Origin of the sequence: Gloeothece verrucosa PCC 7822 (genome assembly GCF_000147335.1) — a bacterium.
GTDB lineage: Bacteria > Cyanobacteriota > Cyanobacteriia > Cyanobacteriales > Microcystaceae > Gloeothece > Gloeothece verrucosa.
The window spans coordinates 2,650,479-2,676,774 of record NC_014501.1; the positions used below are offsets into that span (position 1 = coordinate 2,650,479).

A 26,296-nucleotide genomic window follows, 5' to 3' on the forward strand; every position below is an offset into this window, starting at 1 on the left:
TTGTAACCTTACTTCTTGGTAAACATCAGTAAGTCAACAGGAAAAATTCGATAACTAATCTGCGCTCAGGAGTTGGTTCGTTTACTAAAGTAAGGAACTATTGAGTGGACTGGCACTAATGTCCTTGGCGCGATTACTATTACCTGATAAAAACTCCATATCTAAATGATCTGGATAAGTGGAGAACTGAGGTAATATTTCTTTGATCAATGCTTCTGCGGCTTTGGAACGATAGCGGTTAGGGTTAATTACCACGCTCAGAGTCCGAGTCACTTCTATATCTTTAATGTGGGCCCGGTGAAGAACGCCCATTTGTAATTCTTTTTCGATGGCAGTTACTGATACAAAAGCCACTCCTAATCCTGACTGAACAGCATTTTTAATCGCTTCAATTGAGTTTAATTCCATTTCTATTTTTAAACGTTTTGTGTCTATATCATAACGGGTCAAAACTTTATCAATGACTTTCCTAATAGTTGATTGAGAATCAAGAGTAATAAATTGAAGCTTATATAAATCGTCTTTTTGAATCATTTCTAATCGAGATAAAGGATGAGAAGTTGGCATAATTAGTGCCAATTCATCGTCAGCATAGGGAATGATTTTGAGAGTTTCTTGTAATTCGGGAGGAACTTCACCGCCAATAATGGCTAGGTCTACTTGTCCATTAGCAACTCCCCAAGAAGTGCGGCGAGTGGAGTGAACTTGGAGTTGAACAGAAACATCAGGATATTTTTGTCGAAATAAACCTATCATGCGAGGCAGTAAATAGGTTCCGGTGGTTTGAGAAGCACCGACAATTAATGTTCCTCCTTGAAGATTTTGTAGGTCTTCAATCGCTCGGCAAGTTTCTTGACAAAGTGTAATAATTTTTTCGCCATAGCTTAGAAGAAGATAGCCGGCTTGAGTTAATTGAGCTTTGCGTCCTCCGCGATCAAAAAGAGGAACATTCAGTTGTTTTTCTAAATTTTGTACCTGTAGACTCACGGCCGGTTGAGAGACAAACAAGGTATCGGCGGCTCGTTTAAAACTTCCCTCAGCAGCGATTGCTTTTAGAATTCGGAGTTGATCTAAAGTAAAAGGAATGTCAGACATAGTTTTTTAATGCCACAAGTGTAAGGAGTCAGATGATGAACACTTCTAATGAGGAAGATGTTAATTAGACAGAAAATCCTCAGACTAAGAAGTGGTTTTGACTGATCCTGAATTGACAGTAGCATAATAAGGGGATCACTTTGACGCTCGTGGGCGCTGAGGCGATGGGATTGTTCAACTGTTTCGATAATTGTTTTACGATGGTGAAGGCTTACCTATGTGCTTATTGATTTGATTTTATGGAAAGTGATTCGTTGTTAACATCTAGTCATTGGATCATGTTGGCAATGTTGTTAGGGTTTGCGATCGCTCACAGTGGTTTAGCGGCCTTACGTTCTTGGGGAGAAACAAAAATTGGAGCAAGACTCTATCGCGTTTTGTTTGCTTTAGTTAGCCTGCCTTTAGCGGCGGCTTTGATTATCTATTTTATCAGTCATCGCTATGATGGGGTGGTTTTGTGGCAGGTTCAAGGCATAGCTGGTATTAAAGAGACTGTTTGGCTGCTTTCGGCGATTTCTTTTATTTTTCTCTACCCTGCTACTTTTAATCTTCTTGAAATTGCGGCTATCCAAAAGCCCCAAGTGCATTTGTATGAAACAGGAATCATTCGTATTAGCCGCCATCCTCAAATGGTGGGACAAGTGATATGGTGTATTGCTCATACTCTTTGGATAGGGACAAGTTTTACTTTGGTGACTTCCCTAGGACTAATTGCTCATCATCTGTTTGCAGTTTGGCACGGGGATCATCGTCTCGAACAACGTTATGGGGAAGCTTTTCGGGCGGTTAAAGAGCGAACGAGCGTAATTCCTTTTTTAGCGGTGTTGGATGGTCGTCAAACCCTTAAATGGGAAGAGTTTGTGCGTCCGGCTTATTTGGGGGTTTTAGGGTTTGTGGTGTTGCTGTGGTGGGGACATCCTTGGTTAAGTCAGTCATTAGTCATTAGTCGTTAGTCATTAGTCATTAGTCAAGAGTCATTAGTCATCAGTCATTAGTCGTTAGTTATTGGCCCCTTACTTCCTAATAAGATGATCCCACCTGATCCTAATTGGTGTAGCATAATGCCATGCCTAATATTAAACGCTGATAAAATACTCCTGGATCATGATGCTATCGGTCAACGAGAAAAATTTTTCAAAAATCGTTTTAGAATCTCCTTGTCCCGTCTTAGTCAATTTTTGGGCCCCTTGGTGTGGTTTATGTCGCTTAGTCGTGCCAAATTTACTCCAATTTCAATCAGAATGGGGCGGAGATTTGACATTAGTCAGTATTAATGCAGATGACAATCTCAGATTGGCTAATGCTTATCGTCTTCGCAATTTGCCCACCCTGATTTTATTTGATCAAGGTTTGCCTATTCAACGAATAGAAGGTTTTCACGGAAGAGAAGAGTTTAAACGTTCTTTAAAAGGATTGATGGTTGACTACTCTTTACAATCTGCTTAAAAAGTGTTTATCCGCGTAACCCGTGCATTTCATTGATCAGGTTGGTACATTTGTCGGTTACTGCCTGTAAACCATCTCGTTGAGTTGAACGGGGTGGCTCAATTAAATCCCCTATTCGAACGATAACCCGACTAGGACGGGGCATAGGCGAACCTTTGTGTAAGATTTTTTCAGTTCCTATTAAACTCACCGGCAATAAAGGAACTTGTGCTTGGGCAGCAATCATGGCTGCTCCGAGTTTAGGATTATTAATGCGACCATCAGGGGTGCGCGTACCTTCTAAAAAAATTCCCACCGCCCACCCATGAGCTAAAGCTTTTCGGGCTGCGCGGAAAGCACTCAGGTCTCCTGATCCCCGTTTGATCGGATAGGCTCCGTATAATTCAATCAAGGGTTTCAATAAAGGGATTTGAAATAATTCTTCTTTGGCCATATAGGCTACAGGACGGCCTACTGCACTCGAGAGAATGGGAGGATCAAAATAACTGGCATGGTTGCTGACAATGATTAGAGGACCTTTTGAGGGGACTTTTTCGGCTCCATAAATCCGCCCACGAAAGTAGATGTGCAGCGCTGGGCTAATAATAGACCATTTGGCGAGATTATATAAAAATAGACTAGATAGGGGTTCTCGACTTTTTTGTTGATGCTTATTCGTCATCGTTGGTTATGAGTTTTCGGGGGATTATGACCTATTATCGTACTATTCGTCTAGCGGATACAGATGCAGCCGGTGTTGTTTATTTTGCTGCGGCTTTGTCTATTTGTCATGAAGCTTACGAAGCTTCCTTGGAACAATCTTACATTAATATGAGGACGTTTTTTAGCGATCCTAATGTGGCAATTCCTATTGTTTATGGCGAGATCAAATTTTTTGCCCCTCTGTATTCTGGAGATCAGCTAGAAATTAATCTTTTCCCTAAACAGTTAACTGATAGCGAATTCGAGATAAAATACGAGCTTGTCAAGGTGGCCCCAAACGCTGAAAAGGTCGCCCTAGCACAGACTCGTCATGTTTGTATCCATCCAAACCCTAGACGGAGAAGCCCCCTTCCTGATTTAATGGTACAGTGGCTTGATCATTGTGCCACCCCTGAAGCAGTAGACATATAGGCACTAGCTTTCACAAAAATTTCTAGTTCGATAGTGATAGAAAGTGACAGGCTGGCTTTATAAATATAAAGACAGATACCAGTGATTTAATTAGGAGTAATGTTTTGAAAAAAGTAGAAGCCATTATCCGACCTTTTAAGCTTGACGAGGTGAAAATCGCTCTGGTCAATGCCGGTATCGTGGGTATGACCGTCAGTGAGGTTAGAGGTTTTGGTCGTCAAAAGGGGATGACTGAACGCTATCGCGGTTCAGAGTTCACGGTGGAGTTTTTGCAAAAGCTCAAAGTGGAAATTGTCGTAGAAGACAACCAAGTTGATATGGTGGTCGACCAAGTCATCAAGGCGGCTAGAACCGGCGAAATTGGTGACGGCAAAATTTTCATTTCTCCTGTAGAGCAAATTATTCGCATTCGCACAGGAGAAAAGAATCAGGAAGCAATTTAGGGTGTGATCACTCTTACTCAGTAGCCGGTAACTTGTTACTGGCTATTGAGGCTTCTGTTTTGATGACTAAGCTGATAAACGTTGTTGTTCGTGTTGCCCTTCGGCGATTTCTTCGATTAATTTACGGTTGAATGCAGGAATATCATCAGGTTTGCGACTGCTGACTAAGCCTTGGTCTACTACGACTTCTTGATCTACCCAGTTGGCTCCCGCATTTCTAAGATCGGTTTTTAGGGAAGGCCATGAGGTAACGGTACGTCCTCGAATGACATCGGCTTCGATTAATGTCCACAGTCCATGACAAATAGCGGCGACGGGTTTACCGGCTTCAAAAAATGACTTGACGAATTGAACGGCTTTTTCTTGTGTGCGAAGTAGATCCGGGTTAGCAACGCCGCCAGGTAACAATAAGGCATCATAGTTACTGGGATCAGCTTCATCTAATACCACATCTACGGGAAATTCTTCGCCTTTATCAAAATGATTCCAACCTTGGACTTTATCGCCTTTGGGTGAGATTAAATGTGTCTGTGCCCCGACTTCTTCTAAGGCTTGTCTGGGTTGGGTCATTTCTACTTGTTCAAAGCCTTCTGCTACTAGAATAGCGACTTTTTTATCTTGCAATTGTTGAGTCATATCCATTTTTTTCTTAATGGTTTTTGGGTTTATTGAGTTGTCTATATTTATGATTTCCTGCAACCGAGCAAGCTAAATCTGTCAAGAGGGTTAATTAAGTTTTGTGGCTGTGTGTTTTTTTCTGACTAATGATAGAACAAAGACTAAGGATTAGGAGATAAGTAAGCAGACTCAATAATGTAGAGTCTGCTAAATTTATTAGAAACCTTACAGAGCGAGGATGTACTAAAATTTTTGCTAAGTAAGAAGGCTAAGGAAGTATTTTTATTTTTAGTAGAGTTAGCTAAGATAGAACCGAATTCATCGGTATTGCTTGATAGAAACTAATTTAAGTTTGATCATGATCTTGTTTCTTAAAAAATTTACTTTTGGATGCACTAGCAAACGCAATCCCAATTGCTAATGCTAATGTTGTTGAGGGTTCAGGAACACTTACAGGAACAACACTAACATCATCAATATATCCACCTAAGCCATCAGACGGCTGTAGTCCCTGGCTTCTGAATTCTAGACGAGTAGTCGTTCCCTTAGCTTGTAGACTAAAGTTATAAACATTCCAATTAGTCTTAGAAAGAAGAGTCCCATTAGCATTTAGCTTAGTAACAAGATTACCGCCCCAATAGACATCAACTGAATTATTCAATACTGTGGGTCGTGCTGAATAAGCAAATGATAAATTGTAAATACTTCCAATAGATGTTGTAATATCTTGATAAATGTTTGTTGTCCCATTGCTATCTAGCTCTAAAAATTGGTTTCCTTCAAAAGGAGAACCTGCAACATTATTTTGAAGTTCAATTCCACTTCCACTAGAAATGCTACTACGAGTCCATCCAGGAACACTATTACTAATAATAAAAGTTCCAGGATTTATTGCTGGTTGCTCAAAACCACTATTAATAACTAAGTTAGCAGCTTGAGCTTGAGAACTAGAGAATAAAACATTTAATGCTAACAAGCTAGAAGTAACAGCAACTAACTTAAAAATGCGATTATTTTTCATTGTTTTTAGTCAAAATAACAACTATTAATACAAATTAAATCATAGTCATGTATAAGTTAATGTATAATTTAATGTATAAGTTAATAACAATTTATAAACTTATCGTTAAACTCGTCCTGAAGAAATATGACTGAATTACTTCGCCGCGCTATTGCAGAAATTGAAAAACTTCCCGATGATCAGCAAAATGCTATCGCAACTCGTCTTTTAGCTGAACTTAAAGATGAGCAAGTCTGGGAAACTCGCTTTAAAGCAACGACTGATGAACAGTGGAACCGACTAGCTGCAATGGTAAGGCAAGATTCAGAGTTAGAGTGATAGGTCATGATTAGTATTGATCGTTAACTGATTACTCAACTCTATCCACTGTTCTAAACTCAATTCTTCAGCACGACATTGAGGATTAATTTCTAATTTTTCTAATAATTCTGTTAAGCGCTCAAGCTCAATAATTCCTTTTAAATTATTGTGTAACATTTTGCGTCGATTGGCAAACCCTAATTTCACCAAAGTATCTAACTGTCGGGGATTATTGGCTGGACGCGCTACCCGTTGCGGACGCAGACGAACCACAGCAGAATCCACTTTTGGAGGAGGATAAAAAGCCCGGGCTGGCACTTCACAAATCCATTCACAAGCGGCTAAATATTGTACTCTGATGGATAATGCACTATAAGCTTTTGTTCCGGGTTTAGCGGTTAATCTTTCGGCGACTTCCTTTTGCATCAGCAAGACAATTAATTCATATTTCTGATGGCCCGGTTCGGAAATCGTTCCTAATAAATACTCTAAAATTGGCCCTGTAATATTATAGGGAATATTAGCCACAACTTTATTAAAAGGAGTAAATTTAGGAAAAGGAGCCAGTTCAGTGGTTAAATCTAAAGATAAAATATCGCCTTGTAGCAAGAGAAAATTGTCTAATTGCCCTAAACTTTTTACCAATTTTTTACACAAATCCCGATCAATTTCAACGGCTACTACAGATTCTACTTCAGGTAAAAGACGACGGGTTAAAATCCCTGTACCTGGACCAATTTCCAGAAGGCGATCAGTATTTTTAAGTTGGGCGGCTTGTATAATTTCAGAGAGTGCCTGTTCACTACGCAACCAGTGTTGAGCAAAACGTTTACGGGGTCTATTGTTCATTGTGCAAAAAATCTACCGAAAAGCATAGAGTTAAAACAGAGTTAACCTAACAAAGTGATAATACAGTTAAGATTAACAGTTCTCAAGAGATAATTAAGATGAGTGCCTTTTTATTCATCACAGATTTAGATTACACCTTGGTGGGGGATGACATCGCTTTAGAAACCCTACAGCAGCAGTTAAGTCAACATCGAGAAGAACATGGGACTAAAATTGTCTATGCTACCGGGCGATCACTGTATCTCTATCGACAACTCGAACAAGAAAAGCAACTGTTATCTCCAGATGCCTTAATTACCTCAGTGGGAACTGAGATCTACTTTAACCCTAAAGATGAGGTGATCGATCCTCAATATGCTGATACTTTATCTCTAGGATGGAATCGAGAGCAAGTCTTTGGCATTGCTTCTCAATTTAGATCACTGATTCCCCAACCCCAAAGCGAACAAAACTTTTTTAAAGTGAGTTATTATCTCAGTGAAGAAGCCGCCACACAAGTCCTCCCCCAATTAGAAGCCGCCTTAGCCGATAGCGGTTTAAAAACTCAAGTCATCTACAGTGGCAGTCAAGACCTTGACATCCTACCAGAAAAAGGAGACAAAGGACTAGCGGTACAATATTTAAGGCAACAATGGTCAATTGAAGCCGAAAAAACCGTCGTTTGTGGAGATTCAGGCAATGATATTGCGCTATTCCGGGGGGAAGAACGGGGTATTATCGTCGGCAATGCTAAAACCGAACTGCGCCAATGGTATCAAAACAATCAAACTTCTTACCGTTATTTAGCCAAAAGTCACTATGCCAATGGGATTTTAGAAGGGTTAAAATATTTTAATTTTCTTTAAAATTCCGAGGGAATAGTGACAATAACTGTAGTGCCTTGATTGACTATGCTTTCTATCTCAATTTGACCCCCATAAACCTGTACCAGATTTCTAACGATGGCTAACCCTAAGCCGCTCCCCGATATACTATTAACATTGGTGGCACGATAAAATGGCTCATAAATTCTTGCCAGTTCCTCTCTAGGAATACCAATTCCGGGATCTTTAATTTCAAAAATGTATTTAGTTTTCTGAGAAAAAAGTTTAAATTCTATTGTGCTAGAGTTGGGACTATATTTGATGGCATTTGAGAGTAAATTCGTCAAAATTTGGCTGAGAAGTTCCCAGTCTACCTGTGCAGAATTAAAATTGCCTTGACTGGGGTGCGGAACGAGTTCCGCACAGCTATATTTAATCATTTGTTGTTTACTATCAGTCATCGGCTTGATTTGTGCTATTAAATTCTGACACCATTTGTCTAAATCTCCCACTGTTGGCTCACATTTTAATTGTCCGAGTTCGGATTTTCCTAAAAAGATGAGTCTATCTAATAAATTGCTGATCTGTTCCACTGCCGTTTGAATATTATCAAGATAGGGTAATTTTTTCTTGTCTTCCCCTTTGTCTACATAACGTCTGAGTAAACTATTAGAAAATGAAATAATATTTAAAAAAGAGCGAAACTGGTGACACATTGTCGAAAAAAAACGCGCTCTTAGTTCGCTGAGTTGTTGATTTTCTTCTTCGAGAGATTGCTCAATTTTTACAGGTTTTTGGCTCTCGTCGGAAATCAGTGGCTGATTTTCCTGTAATTGCCCATATATTTGTGAGCTTTGTTGTCTAAATTCGCTAATATCCCAAATACTCCATACTCGGCCAATGATTTTTTCTCCCTGTAACAAGGGTTTAGATTCTTGGAGAAAAGTTCTGCTATCTTTTAACTCTAGAATATCAAAAGTTTCTTCAGCAGATTCTCTAGAGATTTCCCAGACAGAAGAACGGAAACTTTCGGGATTTTTAAGCTTGTTAGCAAAAAAATTTTGACAATCCTGAGAATCTTTAGATAAAATCATAGACCCTGGCAGTTGCCACATTTGAGAAAATTTTTGATTGTAGCTGAGAACTTCTCCCTCAAAACTAACAGCAATAATTCCGTAAGCGGCTGAATCAAAAGCTTTTTGTAATAAAGAAACTGTTTTTGTTAGTTCGGTTTGTAGGTTTTTCTGTTGTAATGGCTTGAAGTCGCTAATTTTTCCTCTATCGCTTGTATCGCTGGTGGTATTTTTTTCAGTTTCTCTAATACAGGCACAACAAAATTCTCGCTCACTTTCTTGAATATAAGCGATATTAATCGTCACTGATAAAATTTGCTCGTCTTTCGTCCGAAGTAAGCAGTTCAAAGCGTCTTGCTGTTCGCTTTGCCATAGATCTATCGTTTCGGAGCTATAACCTTCTATTAAATCCTTTAGCCTCATAGAAAGCAATTCTTGTCGAGAATACCTCAGTAATCTGCAAGTTGCTTCATTGACATAAATAAACTGAGCATTTTCTCCCAAACAACACACAGCCTCGTTGATGAAGTTAACGAGATACTTAGAAAAAAAAGCCTCGTCTTCTGCCTTCTGTGGTAATTGGAAATTCATAGAACAACAATCTTAGCCAATGAGTCACTAAAAAAAGTTTTTTTCATTTTTTTTACATCTCTTTACAATAACTAATCTCTGTTATTTTAAAAATCTATAAAAAGATAGATGCCCTGTGCAATGCTTTCCCTGATTGTATTCAGGGTTACCTTACCCTAAAAAAAGTTGAAATTTGAGGGCTAAGAACCACAGAGCTAGAGAAATAACTGATGAGCAATAAGTACATCTGATCCGAGAAGATGCTTGCTCAAAAACTTTTGGATACACTGCGGTACAGTGTCCCTACTTTACTCACTATAATATTAATGACTTTGCATAATAGGTCTATCTTTATGTAGAGATTACATCAGCATAGAGCTATACAACAAAATCTATCTTAAGATGGTTTTACAAAACTTCAAAAAAATATAAAATGTAAACGAACTGATAAGTAGTTTCTCCTATATCTCAGCTAAAAACGCGGATTTTAGCAATTACTACTAACTAGAGAAACTTAGGATTAAAAACAGGTTAAAGCTTGATTGTAATATTTAAACCCAACAATAACTTTTAAAAATTGACTCCCTAAAGTTTGAAAATTATGACTAGAATTTTGTTAATTGAGGATGATGATCTCAATTGTACTTTATTACAAGAATGTCTTGAGTCTGAAGGGTTTCATATTATTAGTGCAGAAAATGGTTTACAAGGACTTCAGCAAGCAAGACAACACCTGCCTGATCTGATTCTGTGCGATATCATGATGCCAGAATTAGATGGTTATAGTGTGTTGCTTCAACTGCGACAAGACCCCATTACAGCGTTTATTCCCTTTATTTTTCTGACGGCGAAAACCACCAAGGCCGAGCAGCGCCGAGGAATGGAACTCGGAGCAGATGATTATCTCACTAAACCTCTGACAGCCGAAGAAGTCATCGCAGCCGTAGAGGCGCGGCTTGAAAGAAAGGCGATGCTAGAACGCTGTTATTTTGCCAAATGTCACAATATTTTAGACCCCATATCCACTCAAAACCCCCAAGACCAAGAACCAGAATCTATTTTTCCAGCTAGGTCTATTTTTCATGAAGTTTTTGATTTTATAGAGGCTAATTATAATCGAGAGATTACTTTATCCGAGGTAGCGCAAGCAGTGGGTTATTCTCCCGCTTACCTCACCAATCGGCTCAAACGAGAAACCGGACGGACAGTCAACCGGTGGATTATTGAGCGACGGATGGTAGAAGCCTGTGCTTTACTGAGAAATACTAATTGGTCGGTAGAACAAATTGCTACCACTGTTGGCTATTTAAATGTTAGTTATTTCTTTCGCCAATTTCGTCAATACAAGGGAACGACACCGAAAGCTTGGAGAGAAAAAGAGATGCAGTCTGCCTATTAATTCCCTAAATTTTCAATTAGCGTTAACTGCCCAGATTAAGTTAGTCTAACTTAATTCTATTTTTTTTTAACGCTTTTTTAATTTCTTGAATATTAATATCTTTTATTTCCTCTGCTAAATATTCATTCAAAATTAATTCATTGTCAGGATTTATTAATCCTATATAGCCATCCTTCAAGGTATATTCTTGAAGGGTTTGACATAAATGAAGATCGGTTAAAGTTAAGGGAATAAGTTCATAATAATGACCAGTTTTTATACAAGCGTAAGCGATTATATCCTCGATATAGTAAGTTTCATTTATGCAATAAACGACTTTCCAACCCGAATTTGCTGAAATGATACTTTCTAATAGTTGGTTGTTTTTTTGGAAATAATAAGCATCATCCATTTTATTTATTTTAAAAATAATAATATTTTATTAAAAAACTCTTAAGGTAAAAACTAATTATCTTTTACTTTATTTTAAAGCAAAAGTCAAGGGTTTTTCCTTGAAAGTTTCAAAATTAAAATACTTTTAAAAACCTGAGACTTGAAATTTAGACAAGCACAGACAAAAATTTCAAGATTAGGAAGATATTATAACATAAATCAATGAAAAATAGAGACGTTTTTTCGAACGTCCCTGTAATAAATAATCATCCAATCTGACTAGCTATTGACAAAATTAAGCAGCTTGCTTGATTTTAAGAGATTTTTTGGGTTTTAAGCCGCCTCTAACTTCTTTTTGGGCTAAAAACACGCTTAAACTTCCAATAATATGATCACTTTCGGTCAAAGTACGCTCAATCTGTTCCTGAAAAAAGCCACGAGTAGATTCAAATTCTTGCTCTAGGATGGTTCGTTCTTCATCATTGACTAACCTAGCTAAACGGCTATAAGTCTTGGCGAATTTTTCGATAAGTTGTCGTCCTTCCCACTGAGATAGCATAATCTTTAAAGATAAAGAACCATCCGTAGCAAATAAACGACCGATCAGATCAAGCTGTAGGCGATACAAAGGACTAGCAAAATTTAAACTCTGCTCTAAATTGACATTTTCCTCGGCTAGAAACACCCCTAAACCAAACATAGCAAAATGTCGAATTACTTGAACAATCGTCATCATTCGGTCATGTTCGGCGAGGGAACAAAATGTCAATTTTCCTCCTTCCTTTTCCATGAAGTCCAAAAACCATTGACAAGCTTCTAAGTGACGACCTTCACAGACAATAATATTTTGAGATAAAAAGGATTGAACACCAGGCCCAAACATCGGATGTAAACTCAAAACAGGGCCAGAATGAAGTTCTAATATTGATGGAACGATCATACTTTTAAAGCTAGTAATATCGGCCACAATCGTCGAGGCACTCAGATAGGGTGCGGCTTGCCTAACTACCGACAAAGTATGTTCAATATTGACACAAATTAAGACAAGTTCTGCATTGGTAATTAATTGCGGTGCCTTATCCCAATCAGAATGTTCTAGAATACTGACCTGATGTCCCGCCGCTTGAAGCGCCACAGTAAAAAAGCGTCCCATCTTACCATGACCGCCAATAATCGTCACTCGCCTCGATTTTACTGGTGTTTTTGGCTGCTTGATCACACCACTAGCCGCAACACAATTAAGAGTAATACTTTTCCAAACAAATTCCGGAACCTCCATCTCGGCTAATAATTGAGACACATCGGCGATTTCCTCGTTATGGGTTTCTGGCTGTTTTTCCGCTTTCAAAAGGGCTATTTTTTTAGCGAGTAATTCAATTAAATCTCGATCAATTTGTTTCAGCATTCCCACATCAGTCAACGGTGAATAGTTAACAGTGAACCCTAAACAGTTAATACTAAACAGTGAAGAGTCAATATAGCCTTTCTCGATCTTGGTGAGCTATCACTAATCACTAATCACTGTTTACTTTTAACGGTTAAACTAAAGCCGCAACCGGTTGAGGCCAACGATTAAGGACTTTTCCCACCATCTCTAACTCCTTGCTGAGTGCCTCAAATTGGTCTGGCGTTAGAGATTGAGGTCCATCAGATAAAGCTTTAGCGGGATTAGGATGGACTTCAATCATTAAAGAATCTGCTCCCACTGCCATAGCGGCTTTCGCCATTGTTGGTACTAACTGGGACTTACCCGTACCATGACTGGGATCAATAGCAATGGGTAGATGAGTCAGGGAGCGCAAAACCGGTACAGCCGATAGATCCAAAAGATTACGGGTGTATTGACGGTCAAATGTCCGAATTCCTCGCTCACAAAGAATTACATTAGGATTCCCCGCAGCCACAATATACTCAGCCGCCATCAACCACTCATCAATCGTGGCAGAAGGTCCCCGTTTGAGCAACACGGGTTTATCTTGCGCCCCAACTTTTTTTAGGAGCGAAAAATTTTGCATATTGCGAGCGCCCACCTGAATAATATCAGCCACCTTAGCCACTCGACTCACATCAGCCGTATCCATGACTTCTGTAATAATGCCTAAACCCGAGGCTTCTCGAGCAATAGCCAACATTTCTAAAGCACTCTCGCCATGACCTTGAAAAGCATAGGGAGAAGTGCGAGGTTTATAAGCGCCTCCTCGTAGTAATGAACCTCCTGCGGCTTTAATACGCTTGGCTGTAGAGACAATGGCGGCTTCACTTTCCACTGCACAAGGTCCAGCAATTAAAACCACCGGATGATGTTCACCAAAATAAACTACGCCATTAGGGGTAGGAACAGCTACTTCGCTGGCCTGTCCGTGACGATATTCGCGGCTAACCCGTTTGTAGTCTTTTTCGATTTTTAACACTTGCTCGATACAAGGGCTAAGTTCTTGAATACGATGGGGATCGAGAGTCGCTGTATCACCAATTAAACCAATAATGACTTTATGTTTTCCGGGAACGATTTCCGGTGTTATTCCCCATACACTACTGATTTCTTGACTCAGGCGATTAATTTCTACAGATGGTGTACCACTTTTAATAACGATAATCATGATTAAAAACCTCTTTTGTGTAAGTACGTGGAAAAAAGTAGGGGAGGTTACCGTTAATAACCCCGCCCCTAACTCTTTGACAAGGCAAAAGGCAACAGTTAAGAGTAGCCGCTATCTGCTACTCCCTATTCATTTGTTAAAAATTGAGCTAATTGTTCTAACTTGCTCCAAGCTTCTCCACTTTTTAAGATAGTTTGTGCCAATTCAAACCCATTAGCCAAATTGTGCAGGTCCGCTTCACCTGGGATAGCTTCACCCACGAACAGCGCTAAAGCCGCATTTAAAGCTACGACATCCTGCTGCGCTTTAGTGCCTTTACCTTGTAGCACAGCTTTTAGGATTTCGGCGTTTTCTTGAACATTCCCACCCCGTAGCGCCGTAATCGGTGCCGGTTCAATACCTAGAGAACAGGGACCTAATTTGATCGTTTCAATGGTTTGATTTGACAAAATTGCTAGATCACTGTAATCTCCTAACCCGGCTTCGTCGAGTTTTTCCCGTCCGTAAACTACGATCGCTCTTTTGCGGCTCAATTGTCGCAGAACTTGAGCAAATGTCTCTACTAAAGCCGCATCACAAACCCCCACAACTTGCCCGGTTGGTTGAAAAGGGTTAACCAAAGGCCCAATCAAATTAAAAATCGTGCGGATTTTCAATTCTTTTCGCAGGGCGGCAACGCTTCTTAAGGCAGGATGCCAACCAGGGGCATACAAAAAGGTAATACCCACTTCATCGACGGCGGCCATGGATTGATTAGGACTAGCATTAAGGTTAACGCCTAACACTTCTAATACATCTGCCGAACCTGCCTTAGAAGAGGCTGAACGATTACCATGTTTAGCCACTTTAACCCCTGCCGCCGCCGCGACAAAAGCCACTGCCGTAGAAATATTAAAGGTTGATGCCCCATCCCCTCCTGTGCCACAGGTGTCAATGACAGGAGCAGGCCATGCCCCGGCTAAAGGGCTATGAAGTATAGTAGGTTGGGCGTACAAAACCTGTACCATTCCCAATAACTCTTGTGCTGATACTCCTTTAGCAGTGAGTGCGGCTAAAATTGCGCCTCCTAGGGCCGGAGAAATGCTTTGAGTCAACCATCCTTGCATCAAATCCGCCGCTTGAGGAATTGACAGGGATTCACCAGATAGTAATTGTTTGAGCAAGTCTGACCAAACCTGTGCATCAGGGGTAACTGAATCGGCTAATGGGTAAGAGTGTGTAATTGTCAAGGACATATTTTTAATTTTTTATTTTGAATAGATTAGCGACAGTTTGCACGTCTTTATCACCCCGTCCAGAACAGTTAATCACAAGGCGGGGACTGCCTTCGAGTTGCGGGCAAAGGGTTTCTAAATAAGCAAAAGCATGAGCCGTTTCTAGAGCCGGTATAATGCCCTCTAAGCGAGAAACCCTCTCAAAGGCGGCTAATGCCTGCTCATCAGTAACACTGTAATATTCCGCCCGTTGAATTTCTTTTAAATAACTATGTTCGGGCCCGACTCCGGGATAATCTAGCCCAGCACTAATAGAATGAGCTTCTATCACTTGCCCATCTTCATCTTGTAATAGGTAGCTCATGGCTCCATGTAAAACCCCAACTCTTCCTCGCGTTAGCGTCGCCGCGTGTTTTGCTGAGTCAACGCCTTCCCCTGCTGCCTCAATACCGATCAATCGTACTGTAGGCTCATTCACAAATTCATGAAACAATCCGATGGCATTAGAACCGCCACCCACGCAAGCGAGAAGGATATCCGGTAAACCCCCCCATTTTGCCGCACTTTGAGCGCGAGTTTCTTGGCCAATAATAGCGTGGAAGTCCCGAACTAACATGGGGTAGGGATGAGGTCCGGCAACAGAACCTAAAATATAGTGGGTATTTTCGACATTCGTTACCCAATCTCGGATCGCTTCAGAAGTGGCATCTTTGAGGGTTCCTGTACCTGCCGATACCGGAGAGACTGTAGCTCCCATTAATTTCATGCGAAACACATTGAGGGCTTGCCGTTCCATGTCATGAATGCCCATATAGACCACGCATTCTAAACCAAAACGAGCGCAAGCAGTAGCTGTGGCTACTCCATGTTGTCCGGCTCCAGTTTCGGCAATAATACGCCGTTTCCCCATGCGTTTAGCGAGTAGGACTTGGGCTAATGCGTTGTTAATTTTGTGGGCACCGGTATGGTTTAAGTCTTCCCGCTTGAGGTATATTTGGGCCCCTGTGCCGTCGGGTTTTTTATAGTATTCGGTTAGACGTTCGGCAAAGTATAAAGGGCTGGGCCGTCCAACGTAGTCTTGTAAGAGTTGTTGTAGTTCGTTTTGAAAGTCGGGATCGTTTTTGTATTGATTGAAGGCGGTTTCTAGTTCGTCTAAGGCGGGCATTAAGGTTTCTGGGACGTATTTGCCGCCAAATTTTCCAAATCGTCCTAGATGATCGGGTCGCTGTTTTGTTTGAAAAGTGGTGTTTTCGTTATTGATGATGCTAATCATGGGGGGTGAATTACTAAAGTTTTTTTGATTTCGGGCAAATAGCGCAAAGGTATTGATGACTAATAACTAATGACTAACAACTAATGACTCATCAGTTATTGCTGTTTTGAGTTCACGAACAAATTTTTCTATCTCTTGGAGTCCTTCGCTTGGGTTATTGTTTGCTAAACGTTTGACAATGGCGCTACCGACAATAATCGCATCGGCACCCCATTTTTTTAATTCTTTTGCTTGTTCAGTATTGGATATTCCGAAGCCTATACCGATGGGTTTGTCGGTAATGTCTCTAATTTCAGATAGTAAATTTTTGACTCTTGCTTGGATTTGTGAGCGCATTCCGGTTACTCCGGTTACGCTGACGAGGTAGATGAATCCTTGGGATTTTTGGGCGATGGTTTCTATTCTGGCTCTTGAAGAGGTGGGAGCCACTAGCAAGATGATTTCTATGCCGTAGGTGGCAGCGATTTCAAGAATTTCTGATGCTTCATCGACAGGGAGATCGGGTATCACTAATCCTTTGACTCCTACTGCGGCGATTTGAGCTAGAAAGGTTTTGATTCCTCGATTTAAAATGGGGTTGTAGTAGGTGAATAAAATAATGGGGGCTGTTAAGCTGGGACTGACGGCGTTGACTAATTCTAGAACTTGTTCTAGTTGTGTGCCTTTTTGTAATGCACGGGTTGCTGCCGCTTGAATAATGGGTCCGTCTGCCAGAGGATCGCTATAGGGTATTCCTAATTCTATGAAGTCAGCCCCGTTTTGATCTAATATTTTTAGTGCGGCTGCGGTGGTTTCTAAATCAGGGTCGCCGGCGGTGATAAAGGGGATCATCGCACACTGATTACGGGATTTTAAGAGTTTAAAACGATTGGCAATAGAGTTATTCATCGGTTAATTCAGAGTTAAAAATTGAGCCTTAACTAATAACTAATGACTATAAAGGTTTTTAATGGCTGTTTTGATATCAATCTGTTTGACTAAAGATTCTCCGATTAAAACAGCATCCGCTCCACAAGCTAGGACAAAATCCAAATCAGACTTTGTATGGATACCCGACTCACTTACAAGGGTTATGCCTAAATTTTCGATCTGTTCTTTTCTTTGAGCAATAAGTTGCTGTGTGGTTTTAAGATCTACAGAAAAATCCTCTAAGTTACGATTGTTAATTCCTATTAATCGTACTTCAGAAAGCTTTAAGACGCGATCTAATTCGCCTAAAGTATGTACTTCAATTAGGGCTTCCATTCCTAAACGATGAATCAGTTTCAGAAAAGATTGAATTTGTTGGTCTGATAAAATCGCCGCAATTAGCAATATTGCATCAGCACCATGCTTTCTTGCCCAATATATTTGGATGGGATCAATGATGAATTCTTTACACAGTAAAGGTAATGATACATTTTGCCGCACTCTGAGCAAGTTTTCAAAACTTCCACAGAAGAATTTTTCATCGGTTAGCACTGATAAACAAGCGGCTTGGTTTCGTTCATAAGCTGTGGCAATTTCTACAGGGTCAAAATCTTCTCGTATGATGCCTTTACTTGGGGAAGCTTTTTTGACTTCGGCAATTAAGCTAGGTTGCATGACCCCTTGGTGGAGGGCAAGTCGGAAATTTTTGGGCAGAGAATATTGATGAATAGATGACTCTAATTCTTTTAAGGAATGTTGAGAGTACAGTTGTTCAATTTCCTGCTTTTTTTGTCGGACTATTTTGGCTAATATATTAGGCGTTTTTTGGGGGGATGTTTGAGATGATAAGGGGGAAAAAGCTTGCATATTTTTTGATAATTATCCACAGATAAACATAGATTAACGCAGATAGATTGACCTGAGTTTATGTTAGGGCTTGTAAAGTTGTTGATACTGTTGATAATTCTGGGGTTTTTGTTAAATATTGATTCAGGTTTTTGATAATTGCCAAGCCAACGCCGCCCGCTAGGGTCATAATAGATTCTGGGTGAAATTGTACGCCGGCTATGGGTAAAGTTTTATGTTCGATGGCCATAATCACCCCATCGGATGAAACGGCTGTGACTTTTAAAGTTGGGGGTAGGTGTTCGGGTAGGGCATATAAGGAGTGATATCTGCCGACTTCAAAAAAGGATGGTAATCCTTTAAATAGGACTGATTCGGGGTCTATCACCTGAACTTGAGATAATTTGCCATGTTGAGGATATTTGAGAACGCCTAATTGACCGCCGAAGGCTTCTACAATGGCCTGTAATCCTAAGCAAACGCCAAAAATAGGAATTTTTCGTTCAATACAAGCGGCTATGGTGGCGCTAATGTTAAATTCACTCGGTTTACCGGGACCGGGAGATAAAATGACTAAATCGGGGGATTCTAGCTCTAATAGGTTTTCGCTAAAGCCATGACGCAGGGTTTTGACTTGTGCCCCTGTCTGACGAACATAGTTTGCTAATGTGTGAACGAAAGAATCTTCATAGTCGATGAGTAAGACTTTTTTGCTAGGAGCGGTGTTTGTTAAGGTTGGGTTGAGACTGTCTAGCTGCTCGGGCTTTTCTTGTGCTTGACGGAGGGTTTGAAATAAGGCTGCGGCTTTGGTGAGGGTTTCTTGTTCTTCAGCTTCAGGAATGGAATCATAAAGCACGGTTGCTCCTACTCGCACTTCGGCAATAGAATCTTTGAGCCGCATGGTTCGTAAAATTAGACCGGTGTTTAAGTCTCCATTGAAGGCTAAATAACCTACTGCACCGCCGTACCAACGTCTAGGACTCTTTTCATGCTGTTCGATAAATTCGATGGCTTTTCGTTTGGGCGCTCCGGTGACGGTAACTGCCCAAGTATGGCTCAAAAAGGCATCTAAAGCGTCAAATTCGGGTCGCAAAATTCCTTCTACATGATCGACGGTATGGATTAAGTGGCTGTAGAGTTCGATCTGACGACGACCAATGACTTTTACTGAGCCGGGTTCACAAATGCGAGATTTGTCATTACGGTCAACATCTGTACACATGGTTAATTCGGCTTCGTCTTTGAGAGAGTTTAGCAATGTCCGAATTTTAGCCGCATCATCAATGGCATCTTGTCCCCGACTAATGGTTCCACTGATGGGGCAAGTTTCTACACATTTACCTTCCACTCGCACGAACATTTCAGGTGAAGCCCCAATGAGGTATTCTCCCCCTAGATTGAAGATGAAGCCATAAGGACTGGGGTTGATTTGCTGTAGCGTGCGAAATAATTGTGCTGGTGATTTTTCACAAGTTTGGAAGAAGTTTTGACTGGGAACGACTTCAAATAAATCGCCTCTAGTAAAGTATTCTTTCGCTTTTTCTACTTGTTGTTGGGCATATTCCCCAGGGAAATGATCAGAGATTTGTTCGGGTGTGCGACGTAATCCCCGGTAATCAATGATGGCTCCTGTACGGGGTAACCCGTGTGTGGTGCCTCGATCTGTCTCAAATTCATATTGAGAACAGTAAGCTTGCTGAAGATAATAATCCACTATCACCAGTTCATCAGGCAGATATAAGACTAAATCTCGCTGATCAATGGCTCGTTGCAGGGTTTTGTTGATTGGCTCAAATTGGAAGACTAAATCATAGCCAAAGGCACCGTAAAGCCCTAAATGCTCGTCTTCATTACTGTAAAAAATCTGCTGAATTTCTCGAATAATGGTAAAGACAGAGGGCTGCTTGCTTCTCTGTTCTTCGGGAAATAACTCAGTGGTTGCTACTACTTCCCCGGCGATATAACTTTTATTAACGGTTAGTTTTTGTATTTGAGAATGTCCGCTTAAACGTTCACCAAGAGTCAACAGCAAGCGTTGACCTCGCTTATTGAGTGCTGTTAGGGTAAAAGTTCGATCCCGAGTTGCCAATTCTAGGGGAGGGTTGATAAAGCCAATAGCCCATCTTTTATATCGACCTGGATATTCATAGCTGCTGGCTAGTAAGCCGCCTCGTTCTTTGTCTATACGGGATAAGATATTGGCATAAGCTGTCTCAAGAGAAATCTCCTCGGTGGAGCGAGATACACGAATGCCGCCAGTAGTTGTATAGCGATGGGATTTTAAAGTCATAGAAGGTCCTCATATTCAAGAGTAAAGGGTAGAAAATACATTTATTTTGGTTCAATAATTGCTTGGTGACGGCAACCGGCCAACTGCCATACAAATGTTTTAGAATTGATGCAGAAGGAGGACCTCCCACACCAGGCTTCAAGTAAAGAAATGTATACAAACTGGAAAAAGACTAAAGGTTAAAGTTATGCTTTACGATTACTGCCTATGTTAAGGGTGCCCACTCAGAAGTAGCAATGAACAATCTTTAGATAGTAATAGTGATTAGTGATGGGTGATTAATCATTAGTGAGAGCGTCTTTGCGCCTTTTCTCTTCCCCTTTTCCCTTTCCCTTTCATCTCTCCATTTCAAAACGAAAGAATAGTAACCTCAAGCAAAAAATAGTTGATTGTCCTTACTGAGCGAATTCTATAGACTTCATACTATGCAAAAGTTGAATGGGATTGGAATTAAACTTCCTTTATCCAATTAACTACAATCTAAAACGTCTCTTGCATCTGTCGAGTGGCAAAAGGTTCAACGGCTGTATCTGCTCTTTATTTGCATTCATGCAATTAAAATCCCTTGCAGACAAAATCAGGCTTGCTCAATTGAACAATGTTAGAGGTATTCATGGCTCAAAGCAATGGAAACCCTTTTGCTGGTGGTGTTTTTGGAGTGAGTATTTTTCCTCCGTTTGCAGGAGAGGGTATACCGTCCTTTATTGGCGATGATACTCCTGCTTTTGAAGCTGGAACAAACGGCGCTAACCATAATCAAACCACTGGTAACGGGAACTGGTATTTCAATAGCAGTAATCAAACCACCGGTAACGGAAACTGGTATTTCGGCAGTGGAAATGTCACCAGTGGTAACGGAAATTGGTACTTCGGGAGTGGAAATGTCACCAGTGGTAATGGAAATTGGTATATAGGTGACAGTAATACTATAGCCGGCAACGGTAATAGACCCAGTGGCAGCAACAATGCTATTGGAGGTAATGGCAATAGGCCAACCGGTAGCGGTAATACAATCACTGGCAATCGCATTGATACTTCTGATAATAATCAAATAATCCTTGGTAATAGTGATCTATACTACGTCATGGCTAATAATGGTGAAATTTCTTTAATTACAAATAGCGAACAAACTCCTAGCAATCAATTTTATGATTTCGATGGTGTAGTTAGTAATACGACTACCACTCAAGGAGGCGCTAACTCTACTTCTTCAGATTTAGAAGAACTACTGCGACAGAGTCCTTTTGGCGTTCTGTTAGATATTCCTGGGGTTGATGGACCAGAAGATATTTTTGGAAATTTAGGAGGCGGTTTACCAGGAGGTGGCACCGGTGGAGGAATACCAACAGGTAATCCCTTTGAACGTTGGGACCCTCTTAAAGATGGAAATCCCTTTATTCAAGGCGATGAACCTGGAACTAATGGCAATCCTGGACTTGGCGGCAGCAATCCTTTTGAAGGCAATTATCCGGGTACTACAAACTCTACAGACAATAATGGTAATCCTTTTGGTGTAGGTAATCCTTTTGAGAACGATGATTTAGTCATCCCCGTATCTGGAGATGGTTATTTACTCAAAGATGATCAAGGCAAATGGTATTTAAGCAGCGATAACGTAATTGATACAGATGATCAATTACTTTTTGGCGGAGGGAATCCTGGCAATCCTTTTGGAAGCGGCAATCCTTTTGAAGGTGGCAACCCTTTTGAAGGTGGTAATCCTTTTGGAAGCGGTAATCCTTTCCCGGGTGGTAATCCTTTTGGAAACGGCAACCCTTTTGAAGGCGGCAACCCTTTTACAGGAGGAACTAATCCCTTTGCTGGTGGCAGTAGCCTTTTTGGATAGCTGTTTGTTCAATGAAAAATCAAGTTTTTTTGGTTAAACCGATCCAAGAGTAGTTTAAATATATAGCAATTCTGGGTTGAATGAGTTACAGTAGAACACTCTCAAAGTTGGATAAAATGCTTATTTTATTCTTACTGTCTACTGTTTTTTGTTTGGGCAAACTTTGCTATATACTACTCTTTTCTCTCACAATAAATGATCATATTTTAATACTCAAAAACTCACAAATTAAAAAAGCTATGACTGATAAATCTCTACAATCAAATTCTGGCAATCTTACCTTAACAAAGACTATTTCTAATGATTATAGTAATGGTCATCATTCCAAGATTGAAGCAAGAATTTCTCTCCCAACCCCTAAAAATGACCCTGGGGCTACTCGCTTTACGGTAGCTCAAGCCATTGTCAAAATTCTCGAAAACCTGCAAATTCGCGAGGCTTTTGGCGTATCTGGAGGCGCAATGGCTACTGTTTGGGGTGCTTTATCCGATAGCCCTGTGATTGATGTGATCCATTGCCGTCATGAAGGAGGAGCCGCTTTTGCCGCTACAGAGGCTTATTTTGCCAGCAATCGACCCATTGTCATCTTTACAACCGCAGGGCCAGGAATTACCAATGCTTTGACTGGGCTATTAGCCGCTCGTGATGAAGGTGCTAAAGTGATTTTACTGTCTGCTTGCACTTCAGCACCGCAGCGAGGACGCTGGGCCATTCAGGAAACCAGTAGTAACTCTATTCCTCAAGGAGGCATTTTTACCCCTGGGGTACTATTTAATTATGCAACTGTTTTAGAATCTCCCAAGCAACTACCACAGTTAGCGAAAAAACTGGCTCTAGGGTTATCACATCCGGGCGGCTATGTGGCTCACATTAGTATTCCAACAGCTATCCAAACCACTTTAGTAGAAGAATCTTTACCTAATCTAGAGTTGACTCCTATTGTACCGGCTCCTTCCCCAGAGACAATTCAACAAGCAATCAAATTACTCACAGAAGGTCCGTTTGCCATTTGGTTAGGTTTTGGCGCTCGTGGTGCAGCCGCGCAAATTCTTGAACTGGCTGAGAAAACCGGGGCGGCGGTCATGTGTTCTCCTCGGGCTAAAGGCATTTTTCCAGAAAATCATCCTCAGTTTGTCGGCGTGACTGGGTTAGGGGGTCACGAATCAGTCAGTCAGTATATGCAGGAGTATCCTCCCCTACGTACTTTAGTTTTAGGTACTCGTTTAGGGGAACCGACTTCTTTTTGGAGTGACTCGATAGTTCCTTCTAGAGGATTTGTTCATGTTGATATTGATCCCAGTGTACCTGGAGTTTCCTATCCTTACGCCGAGACTTTCCCGGTTGTCTCTGATATAGCGGCTTTCGTTTCTGCCTTATTAAAAAACTGGCCGGACAATTCTCATAGCAAAAAAGAAATCTTATTCCCTAATCCAGAAGAGGGACAAATTGAGCCAGCACAGAGCGATTTAGTGCGTCCTCAAGTATTAATGCAAGCGATTCAACGGATTATTGTAGAAGGCAGCGATGCAGTGGTTTTAGCCGAGTCCGGCAATTCCTTTACTTGGGCAACTCACCTGTTAAGATTTAGCCAACCCTTACGTTACCGAGTCAGTACAGGCGTAGGTTCTATGGGTCATAATGTGACCGGAGTGATCGGTGCGGCTTGGGGTCGCCAAGGTAAAGCGGTTGCCATTGTTGGAGATGGAGCCATGCTAATGAACAGTGAAGTAAGCACGGCGGTAAAATACCAAATTCCTGCTGTCTGGCTGGTTCTCAATGATGGTTGCTACAATATGTGTCGCCAAGGGATGTCCTTATTAGGACTCAACGGAGATGCAAATCTTCCCTTCACGGATTTTGCCCTGATGGCCTCTGCTGTCGGTGCTAAAGGAATTCGTATAGAAAAAGAATCTGACTTAGAAGCCGCACTTAGAGAAGCGATGGCTGCAACAAGTCCGGTGGTTGTAGATATAGCGATTGATCGTCATTGCTTGGCTCCTTCCAAAGGACGCAACAAAGGTTTAATTGCACAAGGCATTAAATCTAATCCTAAAAAACAAGACCATCAAGTTTCTTTTCCCTTAGTTTAAAGCATTAATAAAACCTTTATTGTCGAGGTGTTTAGGTAGTGAAACTCTTTGAAACAGTAAGCGAAATGGGCCATGAGCAAGTGCTTTTTTGCCATGACAAAGCGCGAAACTTAAAAGCAATTATTGCCATTCACAATACGAATTTAGGGTCAGCGATGGGAGCAACCCGCCTTTGGCCCTACCTATCAGAAGCCGATGCTTTAAGGGATGTTTTACGTCTCAGTCGTGGCATGACTTATAAAGCCGCTTGTGCTAATATTCCTATGGGCGGTGGCAAGGCTGTAATTATTGCTAATCCTCAAGACAAAAATGATGAGCTTTTAAGAGCTTATGGACGTTTTGTTAATAGTTTAAACGGGCGGTTTATTACCGGACAAGATGTCAATCTTTCTCCCGAAGATGTGCGGCAAATTTATAAAGAGACTCAATATGTCGTCGGCCGCTCTGAAAAATCCGGCGGTCCGGCTCCCATGACAGCAATGGGTGTTTTATTGGGAATCAAAGCCGCAGTAGAGTTTAGGATGCAGCAAACCAACCTTGAAGGATTAACAGTCGCTGTTCAAGGACTGGGAAATGTGGGTCAAAATCTTTGTAAGCACCTGCACGAGCATAAAGTCAAGCTTTTTGTTAGTGATATTGATGCTAAAAAAGCTGAAAAAATGCAACAGCTTTATGGGGCTACTGTGGTAGAATCAAAAGAAATTTATAATCTCGATGTAGATATTTTCTCACCTTGTGCTTTAGGGGCGATTATTAATAGTTCAACTATTCCCTTACTCAAAGCAAAAATTATCGCGGGTGCGGCAAATAATCAACTAGAAAATGAAGTGCTTCATAGTAGATTACTGGAAGATAAAGGCATTCTTTATTGTCCAGATTACGTCATTAATGCTGGAGGGTTAATTAATGTTTATCATGAGATGATAGGCTACGAAGAAGAAAAAGCCTTCACTCACTTAAACAGTATTTATAATACTCTTCTACAAATTTTTTCCCTAGCCAAATCTCAAGAAATCACCCCTTATGAAGCCGCGCAAAAAATTGCGGAAAATAGAATCATGAACGCTCAACCTTTAGGTGTAAAATAGAGGATTTTTATGGAACAAAATACATTTGCCACATCTGCCTACATTGATAATTCGCCCGAAACGGTTCATGACTACCTTTGTAGTTTAGAAAACCTAAATGATTGGACGCTATACAGCCGTATGCTAGAACAAGTCGATGACAATACTTGGTTAGGAACAGCATCAGGCTATCAGCACAATCTTTACTATCACGTAAAAAAAATCGAGCATCCAACCATTAAAGGGATTGAATGGCATTGTGGCATAGAATATCAAAAATATTTTCAAGTTTATCCAGTTTTTCTATTTACACCTCAATATATAGACCCCAATTCAGATGAAAGCGGCGTTTATTTTCACTGGCTAAGTTTTGTCGATCCTAAACGGCGAACACCAATGATCATGGAGGGAATTGAAACCGTACATACTTCTGAATGTCGCTCACTCAAAGCAATTTTAGAAAGAAAAGCCGGTCATACCTCTGCTGCTGTTGGGCGTTATAAAATTGACACCAATACAATGTTTGTCGATGCACCCATTGAATTAGGATTTGAATACCTAAGAGACTTACGTAATATGGATGACTGGGCGCATTTATTGCGTTCAACAGGGAAACTTAACCCTGAAGGAGGCGAATTTTTAGACGAATACGCTCAGAAAGTAACCGTCACCTTGCGAACCCATGCACTCAATAAATATTACTTAATCGAGCAAAATTATTTTTATCCCGAACATAACTTTATCCAGCGTTGTGCAGTCGTAATTATTCCCTGCTCTTATGCGTTCGGTGATCCTTCTGCACAAGGATTTATACTACACCAGATTACCTTCTGGCCTGTAGATCATCCCTTAAAACACGGCAAACTGCAACTACAAGACTTTGGCGCTGAAAGTATGAACATAAAACGATTACTCGAAGCGCAAGCCGGCAACACCCAAAGTTTTGCCCAAGGAATGAGCTATCGCCCCAGCAATAAAAACACTACTGCGGCTTTAGTATAAACCTCATTTCTTCGCCTCTTGGCTCTGGAGCGCGAAATCAAAAAGCCAATCTTTCCA

General features: G+C 40.8%; 25 protein-coding genes. 11 read left to right on the forward strand and 14 right to left on the reverse strand.

Features of this window, described 5'->3' with window-relative positions:
* Positions 1–84 precede the first annotated feature (84 nt).
* The gene (locus CYAN7822_RS11605; RefSeq protein ID WP_013322462.1) at positions 85–1,095 is read right to left on the reverse strand and encodes a LysR family transcriptional regulator; all 1,011 of its coding nucleotides are present in this window, start codon (positions 1,093–1,095) and stop codon (positions 85–87) included.
* Between the two features lie 254 nt (positions 1,096–1,349).
* On the opposite strand from CYAN7822_RS11605, the gene CYAN7822_RS11610 reads away from it, so the two are divergent.
* Entirely contained in the window at positions 1,350–2,048 is a 699-nt protein-coding gene (locus CYAN7822_RS11610) for an NnrU family protein (protein ID WP_173362911.1), read from the forward strand.
* Positions 2,049–2,199: 151 nt separating this feature from the next.
* A complete protein-coding gene (locus CYAN7822_RS11615) occupies positions 2,200–2,541 on the forward strand; it encodes a thioredoxin family protein (RefSeq protein WP_041933217.1) in 342 nt (113 codons plus the stop codon).
* 7 nt (positions 2,542–2,548) lie between these two features.
* On the opposite strand, the gene CYAN7822_RS11620 is transcribed toward CYAN7822_RS11615, so the two are convergent.
* Positions 2,549–3,202, reverse strand: coding sequence for a lysophospholipid acyltransferase family protein (locus CYAN7822_RS11620; RefSeq protein ID WP_013322465.1), 654 nt, complete (start codon positions 3,200–3,202; stop codon positions 2,549–2,551).
* Between the two features lie 26 nt (positions 3,203–3,228).
* On the opposite strand from CYAN7822_RS11620, the gene CYAN7822_RS11625 reads away from it, so the two are divergent.
* Positions 3,229–3,654: an acyl-CoA thioesterase gene (locus tag CYAN7822_RS11625; RefSeq protein ID WP_041933218.1), complete on the forward strand. Its 426-nt coding sequence runs from the start codon at positions 3,229–3,231 to the stop codon at positions 3,652–3,654.
* A gap of 104 nt (positions 3,655–3,758) precedes the next feature.
* Positions 3,759–4,097: a P-II family nitrogen regulator gene (locus CYAN7822_RS11630; protein ID WP_013322467.1), complete on the forward strand. Its 339-nt coding sequence runs from the start codon at positions 3,759–3,761 to the stop codon at positions 4,095–4,097.
* Between the two features lie 66 nt (positions 4,098–4,163).
* Here the strand turns inward: CYAN7822_RS11630 and CYAN7822_RS11635 are convergent, their stop codons facing one another.
* A complete protein-coding gene (locus CYAN7822_RS11635) occupies positions 4,164–4,733 on the reverse strand; it encodes a type 1 glutamine amidotransferase domain-containing protein (protein WP_041933662.1) in 570 nt (189 codons plus the stop codon).
* Between the two features lie 328 nt (positions 4,734–5,061).
* The gene (locus tag CYAN7822_RS34525) at positions 5,062–5,736 is read right to left on the reverse strand and encodes a DUF642 domain-containing protein (protein WP_013322469.1); all 675 of its coding nucleotides are present in this window, start codon (positions 5,734–5,736) and stop codon (positions 5,062–5,064) included.
* 126 nt (positions 5,737–5,862) lie between these two features.
* Here CYAN7822_RS34525 and CYAN7822_RS11645 point away from each other — a divergent pair, with 126 nt between their 5' ends.
* Positions 5,863–6,054 carry a hypothetical protein gene (locus CYAN7822_RS11645; protein ID WP_013322470.1) on the forward strand — a complete coding sequence of 64 codons (192 nt, stop codon included), beginning with the start codon at positions 5,863–5,865 and terminating at the stop codon, positions 6,052–6,054.
* Here the strand turns inward: CYAN7822_RS11645 and rsmA are convergent.
* Complete coding sequence (gene rsmA, locus CYAN7822_RS11650) at positions 6,046–6,885, reverse strand: 16S rRNA (adenine(1518)-N(6)/adenine(1519)-N(6))-dimethyltransferase RsmA (RefSeq protein ID WP_013322471.1); 840 nt, start codon at positions 6,883–6,885, stop codon at positions 6,046–6,048. The two genes, CYAN7822_RS11645 and rsmA, sit on opposite strands and share 9 nt — an antisense overlap.
* Positions 6,886–6,983: 98 nt before the next feature.
* Between rsmA and CYAN7822_RS11655 the strand changes: the two genes are divergently transcribed.
* Entirely contained in the window at positions 6,984–7,730 is a 747-nt protein-coding gene (locus tag CYAN7822_RS11655; protein ID WP_013322472.1) for a sucrose-phosphate phosphatase, read from the forward strand.
* On the opposite strand, the gene CYAN7822_RS34530 is transcribed toward CYAN7822_RS11655, so the two are convergent.
* Positions 7,727–9,352 (reverse strand): sensor histidine kinase, encoded by a 1,626-nt coding sequence (locus tag CYAN7822_RS34530; protein ID WP_013322473.1) that lies wholly within the window; start codon positions 9,350–9,352, stop codon positions 7,727–7,729. The two genes, CYAN7822_RS11655 and CYAN7822_RS34530, sit on opposite strands and share 4 nt — an antisense overlap.
* 580 nt (positions 9,353–9,932) lie before the next feature.
* Between CYAN7822_RS34530 and CYAN7822_RS11665 the strand changes: the two genes are divergently transcribed.
* The gene (locus tag CYAN7822_RS11665) at positions 9,933–10,730 is read left to right on the forward strand and encodes a response regulator transcription factor (protein ID WP_013322474.1); all 798 of its coding nucleotides are present in this window, start codon (positions 9,933–9,935) and stop codon (positions 10,728–10,730) included.
* Between the two features lie 40 nt (positions 10,731–10,770).
* On the opposite strand, the gene CYAN7822_RS11670 is transcribed toward CYAN7822_RS11665, so the two are convergent.
* The 8 genes from CYAN7822_RS11670 to CYAN7822_RS11705 all read right to left on the reverse strand — a co-directional run bounded on the left by CYAN7822_RS11670 (position 10,771) and on the right by CYAN7822_RS11705 (position 20,234).
* Entirely contained in the window at positions 10,771–11,121 is a 351-nt protein-coding gene (locus CYAN7822_RS11670; RefSeq protein WP_013322475.1) for a hypothetical protein, read from the reverse strand.
* Positions 11,122–11,397: 276 nt separating this feature from the next.
* On the reverse strand, positions 11,398–12,507 hold the full coding sequence (gene tyrA, locus CYAN7822_RS11675) for a bifunctional chorismate mutase/prephenate dehydrogenase (RefSeq protein ID WP_013322476.1): 1,110 nt from the start codon (positions 12,505–12,507) through the stop codon (positions 11,398–11,400).
* A gap of 133 nt (positions 12,508–12,640) precedes the next feature.
* Positions 12,641–13,702: a 3-deoxy-7-phosphoheptulonate synthase gene (gene aroF, locus CYAN7822_RS11680; protein ID WP_013322477.1), complete on the reverse strand. Its 1,062-nt coding sequence runs from the start codon at positions 13,700–13,702 to the stop codon at positions 12,641–12,643.
* A 125-nt stretch (positions 13,703–13,827) separates the two neighbouring features.
* Positions 13,828–14,937 carry an anthranilate phosphoribosyltransferase gene (trpD, locus tag CYAN7822_RS11685; protein WP_013322478.1) on the reverse strand — a complete coding sequence of 370 codons (1,110 nt, stop codon included), beginning with the start codon at positions 14,935–14,937 and terminating at the stop codon, positions 13,828–13,830.
* Positions 14,938–14,941: 4 nt separating this feature from the next.
* Complete coding sequence (gene trpB / locus CYAN7822_RS11690) at positions 14,942–16,189, reverse strand: tryptophan synthase subunit beta (protein WP_013322479.1); 1,248 nt, start codon at positions 16,187–16,189, stop codon at positions 14,942–14,944.
* Between the two features lie 66 nt (positions 16,190–16,255).
* Positions 16,256–17,077, reverse strand: coding sequence for a tryptophan synthase subunit alpha (gene trpA, locus CYAN7822_RS11695; RefSeq protein ID WP_013322480.1), 822 nt, complete (start codon positions 17,075–17,077; stop codon positions 16,256–16,258).
* A gap of 39 nt (positions 17,078–17,116) precedes the next feature.
* Positions 17,117–17,965, reverse strand: a complete 849-nt coding sequence (gene trpC / locus CYAN7822_RS11700; protein ID WP_013322481.1) for an indole-3-glycerol phosphate synthase TrpC — start codon at positions 17,963–17,965, stop codon at positions 17,117–17,119.
* Between the two features lie 58 nt (positions 17,966–18,023).
* Entirely contained in the window at positions 18,024–20,234 is a 2,211-nt protein-coding gene (locus tag CYAN7822_RS11705; RefSeq protein ID WP_013322482.1) for an anthranilate synthase, read from the reverse strand.
* Positions 20,235–20,847: 613 nt separating this feature from the next.
* Here CYAN7822_RS11705 and CYAN7822_RS11710 point away from each other — a divergent pair.
* The 4 genes from CYAN7822_RS11710 to scyC all read left to right on the forward strand — a co-directional run bounded on the left by CYAN7822_RS11710 (position 20,848) and on the right by scyC (position 26,239).
* Positions 20,848–22,080, forward strand: coding sequence for a hypothetical protein (locus CYAN7822_RS11710; RefSeq protein WP_013322483.1), 1,233 nt, complete (start codon positions 20,848–20,850; stop codon positions 22,078–22,080).
* Between the two features lie 239 nt (positions 22,081–22,319).
* Positions 22,320–24,170 carry a thiamine pyrophosphate-dependent enzyme gene (locus CYAN7822_RS11715; protein WP_013322484.1) on the forward strand — a complete coding sequence of 617 codons (1,851 nt, stop codon included), beginning with the start codon at positions 22,320–22,322 and terminating at the stop codon, positions 24,168–24,170.
* A 38-nt stretch (positions 24,171–24,208) separates the two neighbouring features.
* Positions 24,209–25,258, forward strand: coding sequence for a tryptophan dehydrogenase ScyB (gene scyB / locus CYAN7822_RS11720; RefSeq protein ID WP_013322485.1), 1,050 nt, complete (start codon positions 24,209–24,211; stop codon positions 25,256–25,258).
* A 9-nt stretch (positions 25,259–25,267) separates the two neighbouring features.
* On the forward strand, positions 25,268–26,239 hold the full coding sequence (scyC, locus tag CYAN7822_RS11725; RefSeq protein WP_013322486.1) for a scytonemin biosynthesis cyclase/decarboxylase ScyC: 972 nt from the start codon (positions 25,268–25,270) through the stop codon (positions 26,237–26,239).
* The last annotated feature ends 57 nt before the right edge of the window (positions 26,240–26,296 follow it).

What these genes read in the sequence shown, in the direction of transcription:
- trpD (WP_013322478.1), bottom strand. Translation starts at nt 14,937, where the DNA reads ATGTCCTTGACAATTACACACTCTTACCCATTAGCCGATTCAGTTACC.
- trpB (WP_013322479.1), bottom strand. Translation starts at nt 16,189, where the DNA reads ATGATTAGCATCATCAATAACGAAAACACCACTTTTCAAACAAAACAG.
- CYAN7822_RS11670 (WP_013322475.1), bottom strand. Translation starts at nt 11,121, where the DNA reads ATGGATGATGCTTATTATTTCCAAAAAAACAACCAACTATTAGAAAGT.
- CYAN7822_RS34530 (WP_013322473.1), bottom strand. Translation starts at nt 9,352, where the DNA reads ATGAATTTCCAATTACCACAGAAGGCAGAAGACGAGGCTTTTTTTTCT.
- CYAN7822_RS11705 (WP_013322482.1), bottom strand. Translation starts at nt 20,234, where the DNA reads ATGACTTTAAAATCCCATCGCTATACAACTACTGGCGGCATTCGTGTA.
- CYAN7822_RS34525 (WP_013322469.1), bottom strand. Translation starts at nt 5,736, where the DNA reads ATGAAAAATAATCGCATTTTTAAGTTAGTTGCTGTTACTTCTAGCTTG.
- trpC (WP_013322481.1), bottom strand. Translation starts at nt 17,965, where the DNA reads ATGCAAGCTTTTTCCCCCTTATCATCTCAAACATCCCCCCAAAAAACG.
- CYAN7822_RS11615 (WP_041933217.1), top strand. Translation starts at nt 2,200, where the DNA reads ATGATGCTATCGGTCAACGAGAAAAATTTTTCAAAAATCGTTTTAGAA.
- CYAN7822_RS11665 (WP_013322474.1), top strand. Translation starts at nt 9,933, where the DNA reads ATGACTAGAATTTTGTTAATTGAGGATGATGATCTCAATTGTACTTTA.
- CYAN7822_RS11620 (WP_013322465.1), bottom strand. Translation starts at nt 3,202, where the DNA reads ATGACGAATAAGCATCAACAAAAAAGTCGAGAACCCCTATCTAGTCTA.
- trpA (WP_013322480.1), bottom strand. Translation starts at nt 17,077, where the DNA reads ATGAATAACTCTATTGCCAATCGTTTTAAACTCTTAAAATCCCGTAAT.
- CYAN7822_RS11655 (WP_013322472.1), top strand. Translation starts at nt 6,984, where the DNA reads ATGAGTGCCTTTTTATTCATCACAGATTTAGATTACACCTTGGTGGGG.
- CYAN7822_RS11715 (WP_013322484.1), top strand. Translation starts at nt 22,320, where the DNA reads ATGACTGATAAATCTCTACAATCAAATTCTGGCAATCTTACCTTAACA.
- aroF (WP_013322477.1), bottom strand. Translation starts at nt 13,702, where the DNA reads ATGATTATCGTTATTAAAAGTGGTACACCATCTGTAGAAATTAATCGC.
- rsmA (WP_013322471.1), bottom strand. Translation starts at nt 6,885, where the DNA reads ATGAACAATAGACCCCGTAAACGTTTTGCTCAACACTGGTTGCGTAGT.
- CYAN7822_RS11605 (WP_013322462.1), bottom strand. Translation starts at nt 1,095, where the DNA reads ATGTCTGACATTCCTTTTACTTTAGATCAACTCCGAATTCTAAAAGCA.
- CYAN7822_RS11645 (WP_013322470.1), top strand. Translation starts at nt 5,863, where the DNA reads ATGACTGAATTACTTCGCCGCGCTATTGCAGAAATTGAAAAACTTCCC.
- CYAN7822_RS11710 (WP_013322483.1), top strand. Translation starts at nt 20,848, where the DNA reads ATGGCTCAAAGCAATGGAAACCCTTTTGCTGGTGGTGTTTTTGGAGTG.
- tyrA (WP_013322476.1), bottom strand. Translation starts at nt 12,507, where the DNA reads ATGCTGAAACAAATTGATCGAGATTTAATTGAATTACTCGCTAAAAAA.
- CYAN7822_RS11635 (WP_041933662.1), bottom strand. Translation starts at nt 4,733, where the DNA reads ATGACTCAACAATTGCAAGATAAAAAAGTCGCTATTCTAGTAGCAGAA.
- scyC (WP_013322486.1), top strand. Translation starts at nt 25,268, where the DNA reads ATGGAACAAAATACATTTGCCACATCTGCCTACATTGATAATTCGCCC.
- CYAN7822_RS11625 (WP_041933218.1), top strand. Translation starts at nt 3,229, where the DNA reads ATGACCTATTATCGTACTATTCGTCTAGCGGATACAGATGCAGCCGGT.